This is a genomic window from Dorea sp. AM10-31 (assembly GCF_003435815.1).
Classification (GTDB): Bacteria; Bacillota; Clostridia; order Lachnospirales; family Lachnospiraceae; genus Dorea_D; species Dorea_D hominis.
Genome location: NZ_QTUV01000002.1, coordinates 525,256 through 549,512, shown reverse-complemented (window position 1 = coordinate 549,512; position 24,257 = coordinate 525,256). Strand labels below are relative to the sequence as shown.

Sequence of the window (24,257 nt, the reverse complement as noted above, 5' to 3'; positions counted from 1 at the left end):
TTGATTATAGCATTTGCAGATGGAATTAACAATACATAATATGATAACATACTTTTTCTTTGTCTCTGATATGAGCATAAAAGTGGAGCGTAAGTTTTATGATATGTGAATACGGGACAGAATTGCGGGAGTATGAAGTACAGTACATTCGTATGGCATCTTTTGATTCGGACATCATAGTAGAAAACAGCACGATACAACATAACACGAAGTAATACATACAGGGTATTGCAGTGGGGACATAGGTTGTCAAGCATTAAATCTGCCGCATAGGATTTTGGGCAGATACATATATTTTTACAAAGTGCAAATCAAATGGTATGGGAGAACATGAAGAAAAGAGAGAAGAAAGAAATCAAAGTGATGTGTGCTTTGTTGTATATGATGGGACTTTGTCTGGCACTTGGAATTTCTCTGCGTCCGGTGGCGAAAGAAGCACATCCGGAAGACAGACTCATACAAAACAGTGATAAATCTGTTCCGGCAGACGGGAAGATGCAGGCCGGCAAAAAATCAGTTTCGTTAGATGGAAAGTTACAATTGGAAGATGGACAGCAGATGAGTGATTATGTAAGAAAAGATAACGAAGCAAAGAAAGTGGCACTTACATTTGACGATGGACCAAGTGGAAAATACACAAAAAAACTGCTGGATGGTCTGAAAAAGAGGAAAGTTAAGGCAACATTTTTCCTGATTGGGGAAAATGTGAAGCGCTATCCGGAAATTGTAAAGCGGATGAAAAAAGAAGGACATCTGATCGGGAATCATACCTATCATCATGTCGAGCTGACATCACTGCCGGAAGATAAGGCGAGGCAGGAAGTAGAGCAGACAGATCAGACGATCAGTAAGATCACAGGTGAACATGTGGCTTATATGCGACCACCGTTTGGGGCATGGAAGAAAGAGATGGAGACGGAACTGGAAGTGATGCCGGTGCTATGGACAGTAGATCCACTCGACTGGACGACGAAAAATGTGGATGAAATTGTGCGGAAAGTAGTGACGCGGACAAAGGAAAATGATATTATCTTATTGCATGACTGCTATGATTCCTCTGTGAAAGCTGCGTTTCGGATTATTGATCAGCTCAGGGACAGAGGATTTGCTTTTGTAACGGCAGAAGAACTGATTATTGATTAATCAACGGAAAAGCTTTTAACTGTATAGAAAGCAGAAAGTACAAAAAGTTAATCCGTACAGGAAGTAGAAAGTATAAATAGGAAATGTTAATCTGTACAGGATGTATAGATAGAAACATAAGATAGAGAGGCGATAAAGAATGGACTTATTTGATTATGTCAGAGAGAAAAATATGGATAAGGAAGCACCGCTCGCATCCAGACTCAGACCAACGACGTTGGAAGAAGTTGTCGGGCAGGAGCATATTATAGGAAAAGACAAACTTCTATACCGGGCGATCAAGGCGGATAAATTAAGTTCCGTCATTTTTTATGGACCGCCGGGAACCGGTAAGACAACACTGGCAAAAGTCATTGCCAATACGACAAGTGCAGAATTTACGCAGATCAATGCAACCGTTGCCGGTAAGAAAGATATGGAAACAGTGGTGCAGAAGGCAAAAGAACTGCTGGGAATGTATCAGAAGAAGACGATCCTTTTCGTAGATGAGATCCACCGTTTTAATAAGGGGCAGCAGGATTATCTGCTCCCGTTTGTGGAAGACGGTACGATCATCCTGGTCGGTGCGACAACGGAGAATCCATACTTTGAAGTAAATGGTGCGTTGATCTCCCGCTCCAGTATTTTCGAACTGAAACCGCTGAAAAAAGAAGACATTAAGAAATTATTGCAGAGAGCAGTCTATGATGTGGAAAAAGGAATGGGCAGCTACCGCGCAGAGATTGATGAAGATGCGCTGGATTTCCTTGCTGATATAGCCGGAGGAGATGCAAGAAGTGCACTTAATGCGATAGAACTTGGTATTCTGACCACCGAACGAAGTGAAGAAGACGGGAAAATACACATTACACTGGATGTGGCATCCGAGTGTATCCAGAAACGAGTCGTGCAATATGATAAGACGGGAGATAATCATTATGATACAATCTCGGCGTTCATTAAGAGTATGAGAGGATCTGATCCAGATGCGGCAGTCTATTATCTGGCGAAGATGTTATATGCCGGAGAGGACATCAAATTTATCGCAAGACGAATTATGATCTGCGCGTCAGAAGATGTCGGAAATGCAGATCCGATGGCTCTGACCGTAGCCGTGTCTGCCGCACAGGCAGTAGAACGGATCGGTATGCCGGAAGCACAGATTATTTTATCACAGGCGGTTTTGTATGTAGCTACTGCTCCAAAGAGCAATTCCGCATGCAATGCGGTATTTGCAGCAATGGATAATGTGAAACAGAAGAAGACAACAGTTCCTTCTTATTTACAGGATGCGCATTACAAGGGTTCTGTAAATTTAGGACATGGCGTTGGTTACAAATATGCACACGATTATCCGAAACATTATGTGAAACAGCAGTATCTGCCGGATGAGATTAAAGATGAGAAGTTTTATGTGCCAAGTGATAATGGACATGAAAAAGACATACAGGCGTGGATGAAATATATTCGCGAATAAATTTGGGACGGGGATTTTCTGGAAAATCCCCGTCCCAAATTAAAATCCCCCTGTCCCTTTTTAATTATTTCTGTAAAGAACCGTCAATATTTACAGTGACAACCTGCCAGGGAATGAATTTCCCGCTTGCTTTTAAAGCTTCTTTTGCGGCATACTCCAGACCGCCGCAGCAAGGCACTTCCATGCGGACAATGGTAACGCTCTTGATGTCGTTTCCGGCAATGATCGAGGTCAGTTTTTCAGTGTAATCGACAGCATCCAGCTTCGGACATCCGATGAGAGTAATGCGGTTGCGGATGAAACGGTTGTGGAAATCAGCGTAAGCGTATGCAGTACAGTCGGCTGCGATCAGCAGGTTTGCACCGTCAAAATAAGGAGCATTGATCGGAGCAAGCTTGATCTGTACAGGCCACTGGCTGAGCTGGCTTACCGGAGCCGTTCCATTATCAGCAGAGGTAGCTGATTCTTCATTACGGTGCATGATGGAGCGGATGCGCTGTCCCGGACAGCCTGTGAAAGTAGATGGTTTCTCTTTGTGGGAAGATTTTTCGACAGGAGTGTCATGTTTATGAGCCTCTTTTGCATCCAGGTGTCTTTTAAGCGCGTCGCCGCCTTTTTTCTTCAAATGTTCTTTCACAGCATCATCGTCATATGCTGCAGCTTCTCTTTCTATAAAATGGATGGCATCGGTCGGACAGGCAGGAAGGCAATCGCCCAGTCCGTCACAATAATCGTCACGAATCAGCCGTGCTTTCCCATCGATCATCTGGATTGCACCTTCATGGCATGCGTTTGCACAGGCACCGCATCCGTTACATTTTTCTTCGTCTATTTGAATAATTTTTCTGATCATGTAAAATTCTCCTTTTCATATAATAAAAATTAAATGGTTTACTTGTTTTGTCTTGCTTAGTCTACTACAATAAAAATAAAAAAGATGTTGTATTTCCAACAAAAGGAGATTTTTTATGAAAATAAATGAAATTCCATTATTTGGAGGAATCCGGGAGGAAAATCTGACAGAAATGTTAAAATGTCTGGATGGAAGAGAAAAAAGTTACAGAAAAGGAGAGATGATCCTTACGGAAGAAGAATCATCTGCAGGTGCGGGATTAGTATTGGAAGGGATGGTGCAGGTTGCCGAAGAGGATGTGTTTGGCAACCGTAATATTCTGGAGCATGTAAAAACGGGACAGTTATACGGGGCTGCATTTTCCTGCGCGGGAATTAAGAAGAGTCCGGTCAGTGTAATGGCGGTGACAGATTGCAGAATACTTCTTATTAATATGAATAAAGTGATCGAGACATGTCCGATGTCGTGTACATTTCACCAGCGGCTCATCAGCAACCTTGTCCGGATCATGGCAATAAAAAATGTTGCATTGAATGAAAAAATCAGCCATATTTCCAGACGGAGTACAAAAGAAAAACTGTTATCGTATCTTTCGGATTGTGCAAAGAAGGCACAGAGTATGCATTTTACGATTCCTTTCGACAGACAGGAACTTGCCGATTATCTCTGCGTGGAGAGAAGTGCCATGTCTGCGGAACTTGGTAAATTAAAAAAAACAGGCATACTGGACTGCCGGAAGAATGAATTCTGGTTAAAAGAAATGTGACCGGAAGACACTATGATTTCAGAGGGAGTATTTTATACTGAAAACAGAACAAATTGGAGGATTGTCGCATGAAGGAACGAAAAGACAAGAAAATGCAGCATATTTTGGAATCACTGTTTTTAGATACAGCGCTTCCGTTTCGTGTAAGGCTGTTTAATATACTGGCGATCGTGGGAGTACTGATCAGTGTGATGAATGGTATTTTTTCTTATATGAACAGTGGAAATCCGGTGTTGTTATTTACCAATGGGGTGACAGCGGTCTTATCTTTTTCACTTTTATATTATGCATATAAAAGCCGAAATTATCAGTTCTGTTATTTTATAACAATTATAGCGATCTTCATGATCCTGTTTCCAATTCTGTTTTTTAAAGGCGGCGGTTACAAAAGTGGCATGCCATGTTTTTATGTCTTTGGAATTTTATTTACTGTATTTATGCTGGAACGTTTGCAGATGATCTGCTGTGTATTGATTGAACTGATAATCTATATTGCAACAATAGGAATTGCCTATGCATACCCGCAGACGGTTATCTGGTTTCTGTCGGAGAAAGAGATCGTTATTGATACCATCGTAGGCGTTGCAGTATCGAGTCTTGCTATCGGTACAGTTACTTACCTGCATTTCCGTCTGTATAACAGGCAGCAGATCTATCTGACAGAAGCGAGAGAAGAAGCTATGAAAGCAAATCAGGCGAAAAGTGTTTTCCTTGCAAATATGAGTCATGAAATACGGACACCGATCAATGTGATGCTTGGAATGAATGAAATGATACTCAGGGAATGTGATTCGGAGGATATCAGGCAATACGCACAGGGAATTGAAAAATCCGGAAATTATCTGTTATCATTGATCAATAACGTGCTGGATATTTCCCAAATTGAATCCGGAAAAATAAAGATTACAAAAGAACCATTTTCTATTTCGGCACTTGTACAGGAAATCTGGCTGTTAGGATCCGGACAGGCGGAAAATAAAAATCTGGAGTTTCAGGTGAAAATAGATGAAACGCTGCCGGAATATATAAACGGGGATGCTTTACATATGAAACAGATTATGCTGAATCTGATCAGTAACGCTGTGAAATACACGGAGAACGGTTCTATTGTATTCCAGGTGGAAAGATGTGGCGAAAAGATCCGTTTTTCTGTGAAAGATACCGGATATGGCATAGAGAAAGAAGCAATGAATACGTTATTTGATGCATTTACCAGAGTGGATGTGAAAAAATACAGAAATATTGAAGGAAGCGGTCTGGGGCTGGCAATTGTCAGAGAACTCTGCCGGGAGATGGATGGAAAGGTTGAAGTACAAAGTGAAGTCGGGACAGGGAGCAGATTTACGGTAACATTTCCTCTGGAAGAGGCAGGAAAACAAAAATCCGGAGAATGGCATCCAAGGAAAGAAATAGAAGAAAAGCATGCGCGCACTTTTGTTGCACCGGATGCAAAGGTTCTTATTGTGGATGACAGGGAAGAGAACCTGCGAGTGATTTGTTCACTGTTAAAACATACCAAGATCCGCACAGATACAGCAGTGAGTGGCTTGGAATGTATCGAGAAAGTCAGAAAAGGAAATTATCATATGATATTTCTTGATTATATGATGCCGGAAATGGATGGGCTGGAAACATTTCGGCGTATGAAGGAGATGGAAATCCGTGTTCCGGTGATCGCACTGACGGCAGATGTTACAAGTGGAATCCAGCAGATGTTTGAAAAAGAAGGATTTGCCGCTTATTTATCAAAACCGATTCGCTGGGAGAGAATGGAAGAGCTGCTTCTGGCTTATCTGCCGGATATACTGGTTACAAAAAGCAGCCGAAAAGAATGGAAAATATCAGGAAAAGATTACAACCGGCTGAAAGCACAGCTGCAAGTCTGTGAGATCCAGATGGAAAAAGGACTGCATTTACTGGATGGAAATATATATCAATATGCAAAATTGATAGAATTTTTTACAGATTATTATGAACCGAATCGCAGGCAGATGGAGAAAATGGAAAAAGCACTGGAATATGCAGATACAGAAAAGAAAAGGACTGAGATCCTGATGGCACTGACCGGTGAAATGCATACACTGAAAAGCAATGCAAAAGCAATTGGCGCAGGAGAACTCTCAGAGCTGGCACAGGCGATGGAAGTGCATGGCAAAGAAATGGATGCGGATTATTTCAAATATGCAATGCCGCTTCTTTATCTGGAATGGGAGAGAACGGTAAAAGGAGCCAGACAGTTCCGGAAAGAAATAGTGCAGCTCATACCGCAGAGAGAAAACGAAGAAGCAGAGAGTACCATAGCAGATATAAACCTGAAAGAAACCTATGAAAAAGCATTACGGGAAGCATTGATGCGTTATCAGGGGAAGGAAGCTTCCACCTGGAATCAAAAGCTGCTGGACACAGAAAATGATCCGGAGAGAAGAAAGCTGTTGGAACAGATCGGACAGAAAATCCGCGAGCTGGATTTTGAAGAAGCAGAGAGTATTTTCAGAAAGTGGAAGGAGGAACACTGATGGAGAAAAAACATGTATTGATCGTGGATGACGATCTGATTTTATTAAAGACAGCAGAAGAGATTCTGTCAGAATTTTACAGTGTCAGTGTAGCCAAAGCCGGGAGCCAGGCGATTGCACTTCTGGAAAAAGGCGTGATCCCGGATCTGATCCTTCTGGATATTGCTATGTCTGGAATGGATGGATATGAGACACTAAATGAGATGAAGAAGATTCCGGCGGCAGGCAGTGTGCCGATTATTTTCCTGACCGGATTTTCCGATGCAGATTATGAAGTGCGAGGATTAAAATCCGGCGCGGTAGATTATATTGTGAAACCATTTGTGAAAGAAGTACTGCTTGCAAGAGTGGAACGCCATTTACAATATGAAGAAGGACGGGCCAGAGAAGAACGAACGGAAGAAATAAAGGAGAATGAAACGTATAAAAAGATGCAGGAAGTGTTAAGCCCAATCGAGTGGAAGATTGCGCAGGCAGTTGCAAAAGGGATGGACAACCGGGAGATCGCGGCGGAATATCATTATTCTTATGGTTATGTGAAAAATGTAATTACTCGCATATTTTCAAAACTTGAGGTGGAGAAAAGAAGAGATCTGCGGAAAATGTTTGAAGGATAGGGGATGTTCGGTTGTGTTTTACATAGAAAAAGGCTATAATAGAGGAAATATATAACCACGCAGGAGGAATGCAAAATGAAAATTTTTGACACAGTAAACAAAGCAGAAGTAGAAGTAAATGGAACAGACGGACTGGTTCAGCTTATGAAAGACGGCCGTCAGGTAGATCTTTATCTGAAAGAGAAGAAATCTGATGAAGACGGATACATGAGCTGGGATGTAGAACACTGGTCAAGTGTAGATGGTAAAAGATTTATCCGCTGCTATTCATTAGAGGGACGTGTATTAAGTGAGTCTACAGGACATAATATCTATGATTTGGCAAATGATTTCAAACCGGAAGAGGCTGCAAAAGTAGAACTGAGCTAGACTGTTTTAAAGCGTTTGAAAAGAATCTAAAAAAATAATAAATACTGTTGACAAACAGAAAAAGGAGTGCTACATTAATAGTCGAAAGATGTTAGCACTCCTTTTTAATGAGTGCTAACAAAGAAAAATCCGAAAGGAGGAGAGCTGATGTTAGAAGAACATGGACTGAGTGATCGTAAGCTTAAGATTTTACATGCGATTATACAGACTTATCTAGAGAGTGGCGAGCCGGTCGGATCGAGAACTATTTCCAAATATACGGATTTGAATTTAAGTTCAGCAACGATTCGTAATGAGATGGCGGATCTGGAAGAACTTGGTTATATCATACAGCCACATACATCGGCAGGTCGTATTCCTTCGGATAAAGGCTACAGATTATATGTAGATATGCTGATGCAGGAGAAGGAGCAGGAACTGAATGATATGCAGGATCAGATGCTTCAGAAAGCAGATAAGATGGATCAGCTTCTGAAACAGGCAGCCAAAGTTTTAGCGAACAATACGAATTACGCAACGATGGTTTCCACTCCGATGAACAATTCCAATAAGATCAAGTTCCTCCAGTTGTCTATGGTGGATGAAGAACAGGTGATCGCGGTAATTGTTCTCGGCGGCAATGTGATTAAGAACAAGCTCATTCATCTGGAAGAACCGCTCAGCAATGAGAACCTGCTGAAGCTGAATATGCTTTTGAATACAACACTCAATGGTATGTCCATTGAGGAGATCAATTTAGGACTGATCGCAAGACTCAAAGAGCAGGCAGGTATTCACAGCGTGGTGATTGGCAACGTACTGGATGCAGTCGCAGATACGATACAGGTCGATGAAGATATGCAGATCTATACAAGTGGTGCGACGAACATTTTCAAATATCCGGAGCTCAGCGATAAGCAGAGCGCTCAGGATATCATCAGTGCATTTGAAGAAAAACAACAGCTTACAGAGCTTGTAACCCAGACACTTTCTCATGAAGAGAATACAGGAATCCAGGTTTATATCGGTGATGAAGCACCGGTACAGAACATGAAGGACTGCAGTGTCGTGACCGCAACCTATGAATTAGGCGAGGGCATGAAGGGAACGATAGGCATTATCGGACCGAAGCGGATGGATTATGAGCATGTTTTAAAATCTATGAAGCGTCTCCAGACAGAACTGGATCAGATGTTTCATAAGAATGAATAAGAAAGGTGGAAGTACCCTTGGAAGATAACAAAGAAAAGAGCCAGGAAGAGATGGTAAAGGAAGCTGTGGAGGAAGCAAAGAAGACAGCTGAAGCCACTAAAGAAGAGGCAGCCGAAGACGAAGCGAAGGAAGCAGAGAAAGAGGACAGCAAAGAATCCGATACAGAAGAGAAGAAATCCGGCAAGAAGTTATTTGGCAAGAAGGATAAGAAAGATAAAAAAGACGAGAAGATTGAGGAACTGACTGACAGACTCACTCGTCAGATGGCAGAGTTTGATAACTTCCGCAAACGTACAGAGAAGGAGAAATCCCAAATGTACGAAGTTGGTGCGAAAGATATCATAGAGAAGATTCTTCCGGTTGTAGACAATTTCGAAAGAGGTCTGGATGCAGTGAAGGAAGAAGACAAAGAGGATCCATTTATCCAGGGAATGGAGAAGGTTTACAAACAACTGATGACAACACTGGAAGGAATCGAGGTGAAACCTATCGAAGCGGTAGGTCAGGAATTTGACCCGAATCTTCACAATGCGGTTATGCATGTGGAAGATGAGAATCTCGGTGAGAATATCATTGCCGAAGAATTCCAAAAAGGTTATATGTATCGTGACTCTGTAGTGAGACACAGTATGGTAAAAGTAGCAAATTAGAATTTATTTAGAAATAGAACAGGAGGACAATTATTATGGGTAAAATCATTGGTATTGACTTAGGTACAACAAACAGCTGTGTAGCCGTAATGGAAGGTGGACAGCCAACAGTTATCGCTAACACAGAAGGTGCAAGAACTACACCGTCAGTAGTAGCATTTACAAAAACAGGAGAGCGTCTTGTAGGTGAACCTGCAAAACGTCAGGCAGTTACAAACGCAGAGAGAACAATCTCTTCTATCAAGAGAGAGATGGGATCTGATTATAAAGTAACTGTAGATGAGAAGAAATATTCTCCGCAGGAGATTTCAGCAATGATCCTTCAGAAATTAAAAGCAGATGCAGAAGGATATCTTGGAGAAAAAGTAACAGAAGCTGTTATCACAGTACCTGCTTACTTCAACGATGCTCAGCGTCAGGCTACAAAAGATGCCGGTAAGATCGCAGGACTTGATGTAAAACGTATCATCAACGAGCCTACGGCAGCAGCACTTGCTTACGGACTTGACAATGAGAATGAACAGAAGATTATGGTATATGACCTTGGTGGTGGTACATTCGATGTATCCGTAATCGAGATTGGTGACGGTGTTATCGAGGTATTATCTACAGCAGGTAACAACAGACTTGGTGGAGATGACTTTGACCAGAAGATCACAGATTACATGATCGCCGAATTCAAGAAACAGGAAGGTGTAGACTTATCTACAGATAAGATGGCACTGCAGAGATTAAAAGAAGCAGCTGAGAAAGCGAAGAAAGAACTTTCTTCTGCAACAACCACAAATATCAACCTGCCATTCATCACAGCTACAGCAGAGGGACCAAAACATTTTGATATGAACCTCACAAGAGCTAAATTTGATGAACTGACACACGACCTTGTGATGAAGACATCTGAGCCGGTTCAGAGAGCATTATCTGATGCTGGTATCACAGCTTCTGAGCTTGGTCAGGTACTGCTGGTTGGTGGATCTACACGTATCCCGGCTGTACAGGAAGAAGTAAAACGTCTGACAGGTAAAGAGCCTAGCAAATCTCTGAACCCAGATGAGTGTGTAGCACTTGGTGCTTCTGTTCAGGGTGGTAAACTTGCAGGAGATACAGGCGCAGGCGACATCCTTCTCCTGGATGTAACTCCACTGTCACTGTCTATCGAGACAATGGGTGGTGTAGCCACAAGACTGATCGAGAGAAATACAACAATCCCGACAAAGAAGAGCCAGATCTTCTCTACAGCAGCAGATAACCAGACAGCCGTTGATATCAACGTTGTACAGGGTGAGAGACAGTTTGCTAAAGACAACAAGTCCCTCGGACAGTTCAGACTGGATGGAATCGCACCGGCTCCGCGTGGAGTACCGCAGATCGAAGTTACATTCGATATCGATGCAAATGGTATCGTAAATGTATCTGCAAAAGATCTTGGAACAGGAAAAGAGCAGCATATCACAATCACAGCAGGATCTAACATGTCTGATGAAGATATTGATAAAGCTGTAAAAGAAGCTGCTGCATTTGAAGCACAGGATAAGAAACGTAAAGAAGGAATCGATACAAAGAACGAAGCAGATGCATTCGTATTCCAGACAGAGAAAGCATTGTCTGAAGCTGGAGACAAACTGGATGCAGCTGACAAAGCAGCAGTAGAAGCTGACTGCAAAGCACTGAAAGATCTGCTTGAGAAGGCAAATACAGAAGAGATGACAGATGCTCAGATCGCTGAGATTAAAGCAGCAAAAGAAAAACTGACAGAGAGTGCTCAGAAACTCTTCACAAAGATGTATGAGCAGGCAGGAGCTGCAGCTGGCGCACAGGGAGCTGATCCGAACATGGGAACAGGTGCACAGGGAGCAGGTCCGGCACCGGAAGGATTCCAGGGAGACGACGTAGTAGACGGAGATTATAAAGAAGTATAAGACCTGGTAAGATAGGTTGTTCTGTGTGTCCGGTGTAAGCCGGGCACACAGAACTTCTTTCTGTTTCACAGTATCCGTAAGAAGCTGTCAGTGGCAGGTGCTTACAGATACAGGAAAGGCAGATTAGATTTACAGTGGAAAGGGATAAGAGATGGCAGAATCAAAGAGAGATTATTATGAAGTGCTTGGCGTAAGCAGAGATGCAGATGAAGCCACAATTAAAAAAGCATACAGAAAAGTCGCTAAAAAATACCATCCTGATATGAATCCTGGTGATGCAGAGGCGGAAAAGAAATTCAAAGAAGCATCGGAAGCCTATGCGGTACTGAGCGATGCAGACAAACGTCGTCAGTACGACCAGTACGGTCATGCAGCCTTTGAAGGTGGCGCAGGCGGAGCCGGTGGATTCGGCGGATTTGATTTTAACGGCGCAGATTTCAGTGACATTTTCGGAGATATGTTTGGTGATCTGTTTGGAGGCGGCCGAAGAGGCGGTCGTGCCAGTCAGGGACCTATGAAAGGTGCAAACATCCGCAAGAGTGTCAGAATTACATTTGAAGAAGCAGTGTTTGGCTGTGAAAAAGAGTTGGATGTTGTATTAAAAGATTCATGTCCGAAATGTAATGGAACAGGTGCAAAACCGGGAACATCCCCGGAGACATGTTCAAAATGTGGAGGAAAAGGTCAGGTTGTTTATACACAACAGTCCTTCTTCGGAACAGTACAGAATGTACAGACCTGTCCGGACTGTCACGGAACCGGTAAAATCATCCGTGAGAAGTGTTCAGGCTGCGGTGGAACCGGTTATGTTTCCAACAGAAAGAAAATATCTGTATCCATTCCGGCAGGTATTGACAATGGACAGAGTGTAAGAATCCGTGAAAAAGGAGAACCGGGCGTGAACGGCGGACCAAGAGGAGATCTTCTGGTAGAAGTGGTTGTATCCAGACATCCGATCTTCCAGCGGCAGGATATGCATATTTTTTCTACGGTACCGATTTCATTCGCACAGGCAGCACTTGGTGCAGATGTGAAGATCAAGACCGTAGACGGAGATGTGATCTACACTGTAAAACCGGGAACCAAGACCGGTACAAAAGTACGTCTCAAAGGCAAGGGAGTTCCTTCTATCCGAAGTGCAAGCATCCGTGGCGATCATTATGTAACACTGGTGATCCAGACACCGGAACATTTAAGTGCAGAAGCGAAAGAAGCACTCCGCAAGTTCGATGAGCTTTCCGGCAATACTTTGCATACACCGGAATCATCCGAACCAAAGGATTCTGCAAAAGGCGGAAAGAAGAAAAAAGGCTTTATGGATAAAGTGAAAGAAGCTTTTGAGGATTAGAAGAGATTTATTAGCCATAGATGAATAATGAACAGAAAGAGAATGTGAATTGGATATAGAGATATATCGATGCATATTCTCTTTCTGTTTTTAAAAATTGCTTATTAGCGATAGAAAACAGATGATGAAATTGTGCAATTGTGCTTGTCTGTGTGGCAGGACCGTTAAAAGAAGCAAAAATATTTAGTAATTTTCTTTTGTCTTCTGCAAAGAATGACTCCTATAAGTAGCAACACTGGAAAAATAATTCCTGCCAAAATTCCCATCTTTAGGTTATCCCCAAAAGCTCCTGATACCATTCCAACCAATGTAGGACCTCCTGAACAACCTATATCTCCACCTAATGCCAGCAATGCAAACATGGCTGTTCCCCCTTTGGGCAAAGCTGCCGATGCCTTGCTGAAAGTTCCAGGCCACATGATTCCCACTGAAAGCCCACAGACAGCGCAGGCAATCAGATTTAATAGCGGAATCGAGAATAATGAAATCCCTAAATAGGATAAAATACATAAAAAACTACTATAAATCATAAAGTGTTCCAAATTGATACGGTCACCATACTTACCATAAAACAATCTTGATATTCCCATTAGAACCGCAAATGCCATCGGCCCTGCTAAGTCGCCGGCTGCCTTTGAAATTCCAAGACCTTTTTCTGCAAAAGCAGAGGCCCATTGACTTACTGCTTGCTCACTTGCTCCTGCACATATCATCATAATCAACAAAATCCAAAAAATTTTCATCCGAAACAATTCCTTTAATCCAAGTCCGGTATTTCCATTCTCAAGCAATGGTGCAATGGGAACCTTTGAAAAAACAAAAGCATTTCCAATTGGAATAACCGCCCAAATAATGGCTAATATTTTCCAGTTATTTATACCGACTACATAAAAGAACACGGTTGATATGAGTACAACTCCGGCGTGTCCCCAGCAATAAAAAGAATGCAACAGGCTCATTGCTTTTTCTTTATTGTCGGATGGGCAAGCCTCAACAACTGGACTGACTAGGACTTCCAAAAGTCCACCACCTACCGCATAGATCATTACAGCAATCAAAATTCCAATAAAGGAAACTGGTAAAATCTCTGGTAAAACTGTAAGAAGGAATAATCCTGCCGCTGCTAGAACATGAGCTATAATCATTGATATCCGATATCCTATTTTATCAACAAATCTGACAGAAAGAAAATCAACCAGTAGTTGTATCCCAAAATTAAAAGTCACTAACAATGTAATTTGGGAAATTGGAATATGATAGCATTTCTGAAAAAACAAAAAAAGCAGTGGTGTAAAATTATTAACGATAGCTTGTACAATATAACCTACAAAACAGGCTGTAATTGTCTTATTATATTGGTTTTTCATTTTGTCCTCCTCTAATAAATGTGATTATATCGTAAACTTTATATCTAGTCATTGTATAAAATCATATATTTATGGTACAATATAACAAATTTTATTATTTATGAGGAAATATAGCATGGAGACTTTTGAGATAACTACAGATGAAACACTACGAGAAACCATCCAGCATGGCAACAATCGTTATCCATTTGCATACTATCCTGATAATATTTGGAAATTTGACTTCCATCGCATTGACTGGCATTGGCATCATGAATTAGAATTTCTTTATACTGCTGAAGGTACTGCGCTCTGCCTTATAGGTACAAGTAAAATAGAACTACATAAAGGTTGCGGCATATTTATCAATAGCGGTGTCCTGCATCGTTTTGAAGCACAAAGCAGTACATTTGCACCTAATATTGTTTTTTCGCCAACCCTATTAGCACCCGAAAACAGCCTCATTTACGAAAAATATATTCTTCCTGTGATAAGCTCGTCTGTTCCATATCAAGTTTTCAGTCCATCCAACACATTTGGAAAACAGGTGCTACAACTTTTGTCGCAAATTTGTACTATTCAGGAAACTAAGCCGGATAATGAATTATGTACTATACAACTTTTATTTCAGCTTTGGAACATATTGCAAAAAAATATGGACTGGACTTCTGATTCTAACAGTATTCATCGATTAAATCACAAACAAGCAAGATTACAAGCTATGATGCAGTATATTCATGATCACTACATGGAAGAGATTACATTGGAGACGATTGCGGCATCGGCATCTATCAGCAAAAGTGGAGCTTTACACATTTTTAAAACTGGCATCCACTGTTCTCCGGTAGCATATCTAATTCAATACAGACTAGCACAGGCTGCTGAACAACTTTATATCACTCAAAAATCGGTTTCTTCCATTGCAGAAGAAACCGGATTTACAAGTTCCGGCTATTTCTGCCGGAAGTTTAGACAATATTATCATATGAGTCCAAATGAATACAGAAAGAAGAAAACAGAGGAAATTTCTTAATTTCTACTTTCTGTAATCATACAATATTTGGAGATGATGTTGTTTTTCGTTATATTATCTGTATCAATTATGCTGACAATATACTATTTATGCATCATATTTACAATGTTCAAAAGATAAAAGTATTCTATATGCAAATGGATAGATTTATATATTTTATCTATCTGTTTGCAATTTTAATAATAACTCCTTGTATCCCGCCAGCCTTTTATATACCACCTGATTGCAACATATACCAGTTGCACGAATAATAAGAGAAATAGCAGATTACCATAGATTCCAGTAAAGGAGATGTGTCCGTTTGGTAATCCGGTTGCCAGATCACAGGCAAGACGTATATTGAGACGTCTGGAAGAATTTCAAGAGATTATTTTTGATTTTCGAGATGTGGAAATTCTCGGACAGGGATTTGCAGATGAAGTATTCCGTGTGTTCCAAAACAGATATCCGGAGATTGTACTGACCATGCGGAATGCAAATAAGTCCGTACAGGGAATGATTCGACATGTAAGCGGTGGACGGAACAAGACTTATCCGTTATAATAAAAGATACGGATTTGGAAACGGAAAGGAGAAAAATCATGCATAGTTTTGAACAATATATGCCAACGAAGATTGTGTTTGGCAAAGAGGCAGAGCTGAAAGCAGGAACACTTGCAAAGGAATGGCAGGCAAAGAAAGTTCTGCTTGTTTATGGTGGTGGAAGTGTCGTTCGAAGTGGGCTGCTCGGACGGGTTGAAGCGGTTTTAAAAGCAGAAGGAATCGAAGTGGAAGAACTTGGAGGCGTGAAGCCGAATCCAAGAATGTCCCTTGCAAAAGAAGGCGTGAAAAAGGCAATCAATTCTGGCGCTGATCTGGTTATGGCAGTTGGAGGAGGAAGCTGTATTGATACTGCTAAAGCAATTGCAATCGCAGCAGCAAAACCGGGAACAGATCTGGAAGAATTCTGGAGTGGTAAAATTCCAATTGAGAAGGCACTTCCGGTTGGAGTTGTACTTACGATTGCGGCAGCAGGAAGTGAGATGAGTGATTCTGCTGTATTGACAAATGAGGAGACCGGAAAGAAAGCAGGTGCACACAGTGATCTTGTGCGTCCGAAGTTTGCAATGATGAATCCGGAACTGATGTATACGTTGCCGAAGTATCAGCTTACATGTGGAATTGTAGATATTATGATGCATACAATGGAGCGTTATTTCACACCGGTAGATGGTAATGAACTGACAGATGAGATTGCAGAAGGTGTTCTCCGCACAGTGATCCGCAATGGATTAAAAGCATATGAAGACCAGCAGAATTATGATGCATTAAGTGAAATCATGTGGTGCGGAAGCATTTCGCATAATAATATGACAGGACTTGGAAGACCAAAAGATTTTGCATGTCACAAGCTGGGGCATGAGATCGGTGGCATGTTTGATGAAGCACACGGAGCAACACTTTCCGCAGTATGGGGAAGCTGGGCACGGTATGTTTACCAGATTGACATCCCAAGATTTGCACATTTCGGAAGAAAAGTCTGGGGGATTGAAGAAGTGGATGATATAAAGGCTGCACTGGCAGCGATTGAAGAGACAGAGAAGTTCTTTGAACGAATCGAGATGCCAGTATGTATTGGACAGATGAAGACCGGCGTACTGGAAGATGATGTTCTTATGCAGATGGCAGATAGTGCGACAAAAGGAGATACTGTAGAACTTGGAAGCTTTAAGAAACTGAAGAAGCAGGATATGTACGAAATCTACAAAGCAGCAAATCATGAATAAGACGAAGAACTTAAATATCGACTGGAAACTTTTTTATAAGAGCGTATTTGCACTGGTAATCCCGATGGCATTACAGAATCTGATTAATGTCGGTGTGACGGCAACGGATGTGATCATGCTTGGAAAAGTCGGAGAAAAGGTACTGTCAGGAGCATCACTTGCTGGACAGGTGCAGTTTATTATGACACTGATTTTCTATGGTACGACATCCGGAGCAACGGTGCTGACCGCACAGTATTGGGGAAAGAAAGACACAAGAACGATAGAAAAGATACTTGGTATCGGGCTTCGTACCGGACTGACAACGGCGGTTGTATTTGCAGTGGCGGCACTTGGCATACCGGGGCTGCTGATGCGGATCTATACTTCTGATCCGGTTGTCATAGCAGAAGGTGTGAAATATTTAAGAATCGTGGCACTTTCTTACATATTTATGGCAGTAACACAGGTATATCTGAATATTATCCGCAGTATGGAGAAGGTTGTCATAGCAACATTTATCTATGCAGTGTCGCTGGGTCTGAATATTATTATCAATGCTGTGTTAATCTTTGGGATGTTTGGATTTCCGAAACTAGGCATTGCGGGTGCGGCAATCGGAACATTGTGTGCAAGAGGTGCCGAGACGATTATGGTACTGTTCTATGCATTCTTGAAAAATAAAATCGTACGGATCCGGTTGCAGGATATGCTGCACATTGATCCGGTTTTGTGGAAAGACTTTCTTGTTTATGCACTTCCGGTTGTATTAAACGAATTAATGTGGGGACTTGGAAGCTCTGCGAATACAGCAGTGATCGGTCATCTTGGAAGCGCGGCAGTTGCGGCTAATTCTGTGGCACAGGTGGCAAGACAGCTTGCAACGGTTGTAGCTTTTGGTATTTCAAATGCAGCGGCTATTTATCTAGGCAAGACAATTGGTGAGAAGAAGATGGAACATGCGAAAGCGTACGCAGTCCGCTTTATCTGGTTGAGCCTGTTGCTCGGAGGACTTGGAGGACTTCTGATCCTACTGGCGGCACCGCTTGCAAGAGCGAATTTGGCACTTACGGCACAGGCGGGAAGTTATTTAAGCTTTATGTTTTTTGTCATGTCGTATTTTACTGTGGCGCAGGCATTTAATACGACAATGGTGATCGGAATTTTCCGGTCAGGAGGAGATACCAAATTTGGAATGATCATGGATGTATCAACGATGTGGGGCTGCTCAATCTTATTGGGAGCGGCAGCAGCATTTATCTTCCATGCCGGTGTTCCGGTTGTTTATATGATATTGATGAGTGATGAATTGATCAAGATACCGATTACGATTAAGCGGTATTTAAGCTATAAGTGGTTGAAAGATGTCACAAGAGAAAGAGAAGAATTGGAAGGAGAAGTAGTATGATAGTTTTAGACAGTGAACAGATTGATAAGCTGATCGACAGAAATGAGATGATGAATCAGATTGAAGAAGCCTATAAGATTTTTAAAGCAGGTGATTATTATATGCCGCCGCGTCCGTGTGTAGAAGATGCGAACAAGACAATGATGTATATGCCATGTTATACGAAGGAAGTTATTGGAACAAAAATTTTAAGTATTTTTCCAGATAACGCAGAACTTGGTTTGCCATCTATCGATGGAATCATGTATCTGAATGATTATAAGACAGGGAAACCGCTGGCAGTAATGGACGGCCAGAGGGTAACTGCATGGAGAACAGGAGCAGTCGGAGGTGTCGGCATCCGGCATTTATCCAGAAAAGACTGTCATACAGTCGGAATCGCAGGAGCCGGTGTACAGGGATTCTATCAGGCATTGTATGCATGTGTGGCAAGACCGATTGATACGGTTTATGTGTATAATCACAGTGACAGAGATCTGACAGATTATCTGGCAAGACTGGAAAAAGCTATTGATAACCCGGATGTAAAGGTAGTACAATGTAAGACAGCGGAGGAGATGGTTAAAAACAGTGAGATCATTTGTACAACAACACCTTCCACGCAGCCGGTATTACCGGATGACAAGGATTTGTTAGAAGGAAAATGTATCATTGCAATCGGTTCTTACACGCCTGAGATGCGTGAGATTCCGGATGCGATCTGGGATTTGACAAATGAAGTCTACATTGAGCTCCCATATGCATGCGAAGAGAGTGGAGACTTAAGTCAGCCGATAAAAGATGGACGTCTGAAAGAAGAGCAGACAATTTTAATGAGTGATTATCTGGCAGGAAATCCGCAGGAAATTACCGACCCAAAAAAGACCACCTATTTTAAATCCGTAGGTATGGGACTTTTTGATGTGTGTATTGCACAGAAAATATTAGAAAAAGCAAAGGAGAACTAATTATGAAAGTAGTAGCAACAGAAAAAGCACCAAAAGCATTAGGACCTTATTCACAGGGATATGTTCATGGAGGAATGTTTTACTCTGCAGGTCAGATTCCAATCAATCCGGCTGTAGATGCAGTAGAAGCGGAGACAATCGAAGAGCAGACAGAACAGGTATGCAAGAACCTGGCAGCAGTTCTGGAAGCAGCAGGAACATCTTTTGACAAAGTAGTTAAGACAACATGCTTCCTTGCAGATATGAATGATTTCGCAGCATTTAACGAAGTATATGCAAAATATTTTACATCTAAACCGGCAAGAAGCTGTGTTGCTGTAAAGACACTTCCGAAGAATGTCAAATGCGAAGTAGAACTGATCGCAGCAGTAGAAGAATAAGAAAGAGCTGTTTCACAGAGCAGTGAAATAAAAAGTATCAAGAAAAGAGGACAGTTAGAATGGCAGAAGAACAAAATGGATGTAAGCCGTCAGATTGTGCCGGATGCGCACATGCAGATTCCTGCGGAAGCAAACCGCAGAGCCTTTTGAAACCGGCAAATCCACATTCACATGTGAATAAAGTAATTGCAGTTGTAAGTGGAAAAGGCGGGGTTGGCAAATCTATGGTAACAGCCTCTCTTGCTCGTATTATGAGAGAACAAGGATTTAATGTCGGAATCATGGATGCGGACATTACAGGTCCATCTATTCCGAAGATGTATGGAATCCACAAACAGGCAATGGGAACAGAAGAAGGAATCATTCCGGAAGAGGCAAAAGACGGAACAAAGATCATGTCTGTCAATTTACTTTTGCCGAATGAATCCGATCCGGTTATATGGAGAGGTCCGGTCATTGCAAATGTTGTAACACAGTTCTGGACAGATGTTATGTGGGGAGAACTGGATTATCTCTTTGTAGATATGCCACCGGGAACCGGTGACGTTCCGCTTACAGTATTCCAGTCATTGCCGGTTGATGGAATCGTGATTGTAACATCTCCACAGGATCTGGTACAGATGATCGTTAAGAAAGCATACAATATGGCATGTCAGATGGATATTCCGGTACTTGGAATTGTAGAGAACTACAGCTATCTTGTCTGTCCGGATTGCGGAAAGAAGATTTCTGTATTTGGTGAGAGCCATGTAGATGAGACGGCAAAAGAACTGGATATTCCGGTAATTGGAAAGATGCCGATCGATGCAGGACTGGCAGAAGCAGTAGAAGAAGAGCGTTTCTACGAGATCAGCAATGATTATTTGACCGATGCTGTAAATAAATTGTAAATGTCAAAGAGGAGAACAACCATGGAAGTAATTAAAGAACTGCCGGAGGTTTTTGAAGAATTTGCAGAACAGAGAAAGAACTCTTTCCTTGCAGTAAAACAGTTAAAAGATCAGGGGATACCGGTAGTAGGATCTTATTGTACTTATTTTCCGCAGGAGATTGCAATGGCAATGGGAGCTGCAACAGTCAGTCTCTGTTCGACATCGGATGAGACAATTGCAGAAGCGGAAAAGGATCTTCCAAAGAACTTATGTCCGCTGATCAAATCCAGCTACGGATTTGCGAAGACAGACAAATGTCCGTTTTTTTATTTTTCCGATGTTGTAGTCGGAGAGACAACCTGTGACGGAAAGAAGAAGATGTACGAATTAATGTCCGAATTTAAGGATACATTCGTAATGGAGCTTCCTAATTCGCAGAGTGAAAACTCTTTAAAACTCTGGAAGAAAGAGATCATCCGTTTCAAAGAATATCTGGAGAAAAAGTTTGATGTAGAGATTACAGAAGAACAGATCAGAGAAGCAGTTAAAGTAAATAATGAAGCGAGAAGATCTTTGAAGAAGCTTTATGAGGTTATGCGCCATGATCCGGCGCCGATTTCCGGTTATGATTTGTTCAAAGTTTTATACGGAAGTACATTTAAATTTGATCGCAAACAGATTCCTGATGAGGTAAATGCACTTGTAGATAAGATCGAGAAAGAGTATGCCGAAGGTAAGATGCAGGAGAAGAAACCAAGAATCCTGATCACGGGATGTCCGATCGGAGGTGCAACGGAGAAGGTCATCCGTGCGGTTGAGGATAACGGTGGAATCGTTGTAACTTACGAGAACTGCTCCGGTGCAAAATCTATCGATAAGCTGGTAGATGAGAACAATCCGGATGTGTATGATGCAATTGCAAGAAGATATCTGAACATCGGATGTTCGGTTATGACTCCGAATCCGAATCGTTTTGAACTGTTAGGCAGACTGATTGACGAATATCAGGTAGACGGTGTTGTAGAGATGACTTTACAGGCATGTCATACATACAATGTAGAGACATTATCTGTACGCAGATTTGTAAATGAAGAGAAACATATTCCGTATATCAATGTTGAGACAGATTATTCGCAAGCAGATATTGGACAGCTTAATACAAGAATTACTGCATTTATTGAGATGCTGTAAGATAGAAATATCGGAAGAGAGCCTCTGGGTTTTGAACATCAAAATCCGGGGGCAATTTTAATCATCATAAGTAGAGTAGTGTTATGGAGTAAGAGATGGATAAGAACATGGAAGTGGCAGAGGAACAGGTGCATATCTCTGTCCGGAATCTGGTAGAATTTATTTTAAGAAGCGGAGATATTGATAACCGGGTGGCGGGAGCGGACAAAGATGCCATGCTTCTTGGTGGCAAGATGCACCGGAAGATCCAGAGAAGAATGGGGGCAGATTACCATGCAGAAGTTCCACTTAAGATTGAGATTCCGTGTAATGGATTCACGCTGGTAATAGATGGACGTGCGGATGGAATTATCGAGAATGCATCCGGTATAGTGATTGATGAGATCAAAGGAGTTATGCGGGATCTGGAGCAGATTGAGGAACCGGTTTCTGTTCATCTGGCGCAGGCAAAGTGTTATGCATACATTTATGCCACACAGAAGAATCTGGATGAGATCGGAGTGCAGATGACTTATTGCAATCTGGAGACAGAAGACATCCGGCGCTTTCAGAGTGTATATGCGTATGAAGATCTGAAAAGATGGTTTCTGGATGTAGCCGGACAATACGAAAAATGGGCAAGATACCAGGTGCGATGGAAGCAAAAGAGAAACGCTTCTATTAAGGAAATTGAATTTCCATTTGCTTACCGGGAAGGACAGAAGAACCTTGCGGCATCGGTTTACCGGACGATCGCAAGGAAGAAGAAACTCTTCATTCAGGCGCCGACAGGAGTCGGCAAGACAATGGCAACGGTGTTTCCGGCGGTGAAGGCAGTTGGAGAAGGACTGGGAGAGAAGATTTTCTATCTGACAGCAAAGACGATTACAAGAACAGTTGCATGGCAGGCATTTGATACGTTAAAGGAGCAGGCATTGCGGATGAAAGTCCTTGTTCTCACAGCAAAAGAAAAGACGTGTTTTTGCGAAGAGACTGTGTGCAATCCGGATGCATGTCCATACGCCAAAGGACATTTTGACCGGGTAAATGATGCAGTATATGAACTTCTGACAACTTCCGATGAAATGAGCAGAGAGATTCTGGAAGAGCAGGCGAAAAAATGGAATGTCTGTCCTTACGAGATGAGTCTGGATGTATCAAACTGGGTGGATGCGATCATCTGTGACTATAATTATGCATTTGATCCGAATGCACATCTGCGCCGCTTTTTTGGAGAAGGCAATTCGGGAGAGTATCTGTTTCTGATCGATGAAGCACACAATCTGGTGGAGCGTGCAAGGACAATGTACAGCGCAGATCTATACAAAGAAGATGTTCTGGCAGTGAAGAAGAAAGTGAAGAGTACCGCACCGAAGCTTGCAAAGAAGCTGGAAGAATGCAATAAGCAGTTCCTTGCATTAAAACGGGAATGTGAAGACTGCCAGATCCTGAACAGTGTGTCACACGTTTATCTGAAGTTACTGAACCTGGTGACAGAGATGGATCATTTTCTGGAAGACTGCAGAGATGAAACATTAAAGGAAGAAGTATTGGAGTTTTATTTTAAAGTGCGGATGTTTCTCTATATTCATGACCGGCTGGATGAGAATTACCTGATCTATTCGGAGATAACGGATGATGGGAGATTCCGAATCCATCTCTTCTGTGTGAATCCGGCAGCAAATCTTAAAGAATATCTGGATAAGGGGAATAGTACGATTTTTTTCTCAGCTACACTGCTTCCCATCCAGTACTATAAGAAACTTTTAAGTACAGGGAAAGAAGACTATGCAGTCTATGCAGAATCACCGTTTGATACGAAGAACCGGCTGCTTTTGATAGGAAATGATGTAAGTACCAAATACACAAAGCGTGGAGAAGACATGTACGAGCGCTACGCAAGATATATCCGGCAGACCGCTCTGGCGAAGCGTGGCAATTATATTGCATTTTTCCCTTCGTATCGTTTTATGGAAAATGTCTGTGATGCGTTTATGAAATTACCGGGAGAGCAGATACCGGCAGTTATGCAGGCGCCGTATATGTCAGAAGAAGAACGGGAGATTTTTCTGGAAAATTTTGAAGAAAATACAGAAGAAGGTCTGGTTGGTTTCTGCGTGATGGGTGGAATTTTCTCGGAAGGAATTGACCTGACAGCGGACCGCCTGATCGGTGTGCTGATTGCTGGACCGGGAATTCCACAGGTGTGCAGAGAGCGGGAACTTTTAAGAGCTTATTTTGACGGGCAGGGAATTTCAGGATATGACTATGCGTATCTCTATCCTGGGATGAATAAAGTCCTGCAGTCTGCGGGACGTGTGATCCGGACAGAGGAAGATGAAGGACTCATCCTGCTGTTAGATGATCGCTTTCTGGATTACAGATACAGAAAAGTCTTCCCACGTGAATGGAAAGACTTTCAAATCTGCAATCTGAACAGTGCTGCAGAAAATGTGAAAAATTTTTGGTCTGTGAGAGAAGCTTCGAAAACTTCCGGGATAAATCCTGAAATTATGAGAGAATCGTAA

22 protein-coding genes are annotated in these 24,257 nt (G+C 42.0%); 19 read left to right on the top strand and 3 right to left on the bottom strand.

Annotated features, from left to right (window positions below):
- The first annotated feature begins 330 nt into the window (after positions 1-330).
- Together DW125_RS05755 and DW125_RS05750 are read left to right on the top strand one after the other, a co-directional pair.
- Positions 331-1,143, top strand: coding sequence for a polysaccharide deacetylase family protein (locus tag DW125_RS05755; RefSeq protein ID WP_117537367.1), 813 nt, complete (start codon positions 331-333; stop codon positions 1,141-1,143).
- Between the two features lie 139 nt (positions 1,144-1,282).
- On the top strand, positions 1,283-2,599 hold the full coding sequence (locus DW125_RS05750; protein WP_021861393.1) for a replication-associated recombination protein A: 1,317 nt from the start codon (positions 1,283-1,285) through the stop codon (positions 2,597-2,599).
- A 64-nt stretch (positions 2,600-2,663) separates the two neighbouring features.
- Here DW125_RS05750 and DW125_RS05745 read toward each other — a convergent pair whose 3' ends face one another.
- A complete protein-coding gene (locus DW125_RS05745; protein WP_117537366.1) occupies positions 2,664-3,452 on the bottom strand; it encodes an ATP-binding protein in 789 nt (262 codons plus the stop codon).
- Positions 3,453-3,567: 115 nt separating this feature from the next.
- Here DW125_RS05745 and DW125_RS05740 point away from each other — a divergent pair, with 115 nt between their 5' ends.
- The 8 genes from DW125_RS05740 (at position 3,568) to dnaJ (ending at position 12,828) form a co-directional block, all read left to right on the top strand.
- A complete protein-coding gene (locus tag DW125_RS05740; protein ID WP_117537365.1) occupies positions 3,568-4,218 on the top strand; it encodes a Crp/Fnr family transcriptional regulator in 651 nt (216 codons plus the stop codon).
- A 68-nt stretch (positions 4,219-4,286) separates the two neighbouring features.
- The gene (locus DW125_RS05735; RefSeq protein WP_117537364.1) at positions 4,287-6,734 is read left to right on the top strand and encodes an ATP-binding protein; all 2,448 of its coding nucleotides are present in this window, start codon (positions 4,287-4,289) and stop codon (positions 6,732-6,734) included.
- Positions 6,734-7,351, top strand: a complete 618-nt coding sequence (locus DW125_RS05730) for a response regulator transcription factor (protein ID WP_117537363.1) — start codon at positions 6,734-6,736, stop codon at positions 7,349-7,351. Before DW125_RS05735 ends, DW125_RS05730 begins: the two co-directional genes overlap by 1 nt.
- 75 nt (positions 7,352-7,426) lie before the next feature.
- Entirely contained in the window at positions 7,427-7,720 is a 294-nt protein-coding gene (locus DW125_RS05725; RefSeq protein WP_021861388.1) for a hypothetical protein, read from the top strand.
- A gap of 147 nt (positions 7,721-7,867) precedes the next feature.
- The gene (gene hrcA / locus DW125_RS05720) at positions 7,868-8,911 is read left to right on the top strand and encodes a heat-inducible transcriptional repressor HrcA (RefSeq protein ID WP_021861387.1); all 1,044 of its coding nucleotides are present in this window, start codon (positions 7,868-7,870) and stop codon (positions 8,909-8,911) included.
- 50 nt (positions 8,912-8,961) lie between these two features.
- Positions 8,962-9,561, top strand: coding sequence for a nucleotide exchange factor GrpE (grpE, locus tag DW125_RS05715; RefSeq protein ID WP_199537825.1), 600 nt, complete (start codon positions 8,962-8,964; stop codon positions 9,559-9,561).
- A 35-nt stretch (positions 9,562-9,596) separates the two neighbouring features.
- The gene (gene dnaK / locus DW125_RS05710; protein WP_021861385.1) at positions 9,597-11,480 is read left to right on the top strand and encodes a molecular chaperone DnaK; all 1,884 of its coding nucleotides are present in this window, start codon (positions 9,597-9,599) and stop codon (positions 11,478-11,480) included.
- A gap of 151 nt (positions 11,481-11,631) precedes the next feature.
- A complete protein-coding gene (gene dnaJ / locus DW125_RS05705) occupies positions 11,632-12,828 on the top strand; it encodes a molecular chaperone DnaJ (RefSeq protein WP_117537361.1) in 1,197 nt (398 codons plus the stop codon).
- A gap of 164 nt (positions 12,829-12,992) precedes the next feature.
- On the opposite strand, the gene DW125_RS05700 is transcribed toward dnaJ, so the two are convergent.
- Positions 12,993-14,195 carry an MFS transporter gene (locus DW125_RS05700; protein WP_117537360.1) on the bottom strand — a complete coding sequence of 401 codons (1,203 nt, stop codon included), beginning with the start codon at positions 14,193-14,195 and terminating at the stop codon, positions 12,993-12,995.
- 115 nt (positions 14,196-14,310) lie between these two features.
- Here DW125_RS05700 and DW125_RS05695 point away from each other — a divergent pair, with 115 nt between their 5' ends.
- A complete protein-coding gene (locus DW125_RS05695) occupies positions 14,311-15,207 on the top strand; it encodes an AraC family transcriptional regulator (protein WP_242992897.1) in 897 nt (298 codons plus the stop codon).
- A gap of 176 nt (positions 15,208-15,383) precedes the next feature.
- Here the strand turns inward: DW125_RS05695 and DW125_RS14205 are convergent, their stop codons facing one another.
- Entirely contained in the window at positions 15,384-15,473 is a 90-nt protein-coding gene (locus DW125_RS14205) for a DUF6040 family protein (RefSeq protein ID WP_278336569.1), read from the bottom strand.
- Positions 15,474-15,498: 25 nt separating this feature from the next.
- On the opposite strand from DW125_RS14205, the gene DW125_RS05690 reads away from it, so the two are divergent.
- The 8 genes from DW125_RS05690 to DW125_RS05655 all read left to right on the top strand — a co-directional run bounded on the left by DW125_RS05690 (position 15,499) and on the right by DW125_RS05655 (position 24,257).
- Positions 15,499-15,750, top strand: coding sequence for an STAS-like domain-containing protein (locus DW125_RS05690; RefSeq protein WP_117537358.1), 252 nt, complete (start codon positions 15,499-15,501; stop codon positions 15,748-15,750).
- Between the two features lie 38 nt (positions 15,751-15,788).
- Complete coding sequence (locus tag DW125_RS05685; RefSeq protein ID WP_199537821.1) at positions 15,789-16,973, top strand: iron-containing alcohol dehydrogenase; 1,185 nt, start codon at positions 15,789-15,791, stop codon at positions 16,971-16,973.
- Positions 16,966-18,360 carry an MATE family efflux transporter gene (locus DW125_RS05680; RefSeq protein ID WP_117537356.1) on the top strand — a complete coding sequence of 465 codons (1,395 nt, stop codon included), beginning with the start codon at positions 16,966-16,968 and terminating at the stop codon, positions 18,358-18,360. The genes DW125_RS05685 and DW125_RS05680 overlap by 8 nt, the downstream gene beginning before the upstream one ends.
- Positions 18,357-19,307, top strand: a complete 951-nt coding sequence (locus DW125_RS05675; protein ID WP_117537355.1) for an ornithine cyclodeaminase family protein — start codon at positions 18,357-18,359, stop codon at positions 19,305-19,307. The genes DW125_RS05680 and DW125_RS05675 overlap by 4 nt, the downstream gene beginning before the upstream one ends.
- A gap of 2 nt (positions 19,308-19,309) precedes the next feature.
- Positions 19,310-19,687, top strand: a complete 378-nt coding sequence (locus DW125_RS05670; RefSeq protein ID WP_021861380.1) for a RidA family protein — start codon at positions 19,310-19,312, stop codon at positions 19,685-19,687.
- A gap of 59 nt (positions 19,688-19,746) precedes the next feature.
- The gene (locus tag DW125_RS05665) at positions 19,747-20,577 is read left to right on the top strand and encodes an Mrp/NBP35 family ATP-binding protein (protein ID WP_021861379.1); all 831 of its coding nucleotides are present in this window, start codon (positions 19,747-19,749) and stop codon (positions 20,575-20,577) included.
- A gap of 21 nt (positions 20,578-20,598) precedes the next feature.
- Positions 20,599-21,750 (top strand): double-cubane-cluster-containing anaerobic reductase, encoded by a 1,152-nt coding sequence (locus DW125_RS05660; RefSeq protein WP_117537354.1) that lies wholly within the window; start codon positions 20,599-20,601, stop codon positions 21,748-21,750.
- Between the two features lie 107 nt (positions 21,751-21,857).
- Positions 21,858-24,257 carry an ATP-dependent DNA helicase gene (locus DW125_RS05655; protein ID WP_117537425.1) on the top strand — a complete coding sequence of 800 codons (2,400 nt, stop codon included), beginning with the start codon at positions 21,858-21,860 and terminating at the stop codon, positions 24,255-24,257.